The organism is Commensalibacter papalotli (ex Botero et al. 2024), assembly GCF_947179115.1.
Lineage (GTDB): Bacteria > Pseudomonadota > Alphaproteobacteria > Acetobacterales > Acetobacteraceae > Commensalibacter > Commensalibacter papalotli.
Map to the genome: position 1 here is coordinate 1 of NZ_CAMXCI010000018.1, position 1,153 is coordinate 1,153.

The 1,153-nt window shown below is 37.5% G+C and carries 2 protein-coding genes; one reads left to right on the plus strand and one right to left on the minus strand.

Features of this window, described 5'->3' with window-relative positions; all coding sequences use genetic code 11:
* Positions 1 to 105: 105 nt before the first annotated feature.
* Positions 106 to 321, minus strand: coding sequence for a hypothetical protein (locus tag QMN76_RS10855; protein WP_282066038.1), 216 nt, complete (start codon positions 319 to 321; stop codon positions 106 to 108).
* Between the two features lie 355 nt (positions 322 to 676).
* Between QMN76_RS10855 and QMN76_RS10860 the strand changes: the two genes are divergently transcribed.
* Positions 677 to 1,153 (plus strand): hypothetical protein (locus QMN76_RS10860; RefSeq protein WP_282066039.1); only part of this gene is annotated, 477 nt, incomplete at its 3' end.

Sequence of the window (1,153 nt, forward strand, 5' to 3'; positions counted from 1 at the left end):
AGGTGCTTTCTACGTTCATTTTGCTTGAAGAAGCTATGAAAGATTTATAAATAAGGGGCTTGTACTTTTGTAAGAACTATATTAATATATTACAAAATGGGAGTTTTATTTATTTTTATAACATTTCTTCCATTGTTTATCAGCTTTAGATTGATTTTCATCACCTAAACAATGACCGAGCTTTGTAAGTTGGTCTCTAGCAGCATCAGCGTATTGACACATAATGCTTGTTTCTTGTGTCTCTTTGATAGAATGACATCCTGCACGCGCAGCATATTGGTTTTTAATAAGTTGCTGTATGTTTTCATAGTCAATAGACATAGTTGTATTAGTTTTTGTGGTGCAGCCAAAGACAAGCTGGGAATTGTTAAAGCAAGAATGGTTAGCAGTATATTTTTCCTCATATTTTACTCATCATAATATTACAGTATAATAACTAATGAAAATAACAAGGGTATGGTCTTTGGGTCCTTCCTAGGGGTATTTGCATTGCAGGTAATTCGCACCCCGATATATTCCTAGCTAAATGGTTTTTTAGAGGTTCCAGTTCCACCCTATTATAATCTTACAGCCCTAGAGTTTCCAATATGTAACAGGGTGGAACCCCATCGCAAAGGTTCCATCTAGGTTCCACGATAGTTTGAAAGTTCGACATAAAGGTTCTAGTATCTAAACGATGACCGCTTCCGAATATATTTCAATTAGTGAAGCCTCACGACGAGCCAATATCAGTCGAACGGCTTTGCGTAAACATATTAAGGTCGGTCGTATAGTCTCTGACAATAATGGGAAAATTGAAGTTGCTTCTTTTAATTCTTGGCTGGCCAGTAAATCACATGCGCCTCAAAGTACTGGATTATTGCTAACAGATACAATCCCTTTTGATCCATCCTTGCCTGTGTTTCCAACACTTCAAGATGCAGAGCTTTATAAAACCAGTTACGAGGCACGTCTTAAACAACTGGATTATGATTTAAAATCAGGCAAGGTTGTTCTGATCGAAGATGTGGTTGCTGCCTTATCCTTACAGCTCAGTGCGATCAGAACACGCCTTTTGGCTATTCCTGCCGAGATGGCTCCGCAACTATTTAATTGTAAAACAGTCGCAGAAACTCAAGACAAAATGCATCAATTGATGGTTAGAATATTAGAA

Excerpts from the sequence above, each read along its gene's own strand:
- QMN76_RS10855 (WP_282066038.1), bottom strand. The coding sequence starts at position 321 with ATGTCTATTGACTATGAAAACATACAGCAACTTATTAAAAACCAATAT.